The organism is Escherichia albertii NBRC 107761 = DSM 17582, from assembly GCF_000759775.1.
Classification (GTDB): Bacteria; Pseudomonadota; Gammaproteobacteria; order Enterobacterales; family Enterobacteriaceae; genus Escherichia; species Escherichia albertii.
Map to the genome: position 1 here is coordinate 1 of NZ_BBMY01000232.1, position 595 is coordinate 595.

2 protein-coding genes are annotated in these 595 nt (G+C 51.9%); both read left to right on the plus strand.

The annotated features are described in order from the left end of the window. Positions 1–206, plus strand: a 206-nt coding sequence (locus EA14781_RS22255; protein WP_042336424.1) for an Ail/Lom family outer membrane beta-barrel protein, incomplete at its 5' end; no start/stop codon positions are given. A 151-nt stretch (positions 207–357) separates the two neighbouring features. Next, positions 358–595: prophage tail fiber N-terminal domain-containing protein (locus tag EA14781_RS22260; protein WP_042336426.1), on the plus strand; the 238-nt coding region annotated here is incomplete at its 3' end.

Sequence of the window (595 nt, forward strand, 5' to 3'; positions counted from 1 at the left end):
TCCGCGTAACTGACAACAAGGGGAAAACGCACGATGTGCTGACCGGAAGTGATGACGGTCGCCACAGCAACACGTCTCTGGCGTGGGGGGCTGGCGTGCAGTTTAACCCGACCGAATCCGTGACCATTGACCTTGCTTATGAAGGTTCCGGTAGTGGCGACTGGCGAACGGATGCATTTATTGTTGGTATCGGATACCGTTTCTGACAACAGACGCCGATTTATCTTCTGTAAATATTGTTATGATACGCAGGTTCATCCACCTTATGGGGTGAACTGCGTTTGAGGAAACGTAAAGTTACACTGTCCTGAAGCCCGTGGCGTCACTGCTGCGGGCTTTTTTTATTGGTGGAAAAGTATGACAGTAAAAATTTCTGGCGTGCTTAAAGATGGCACAGGAAAACCGGTAGAGAACTGCACCATTCAACTGAAAGCCAGACGGACCAGCAGCACGGTGGTGGTGAACACGGTGGCCTCTGAAAATCCGGATGAAGCCGGTCGTTACAGCATGGACGTTGAGTACGGTCAGTACAGCGTCATTCTGTTGGTGGAGGGCTTCCCGCCGTCACATGCCGGGACCATCACCGTGTATGAGG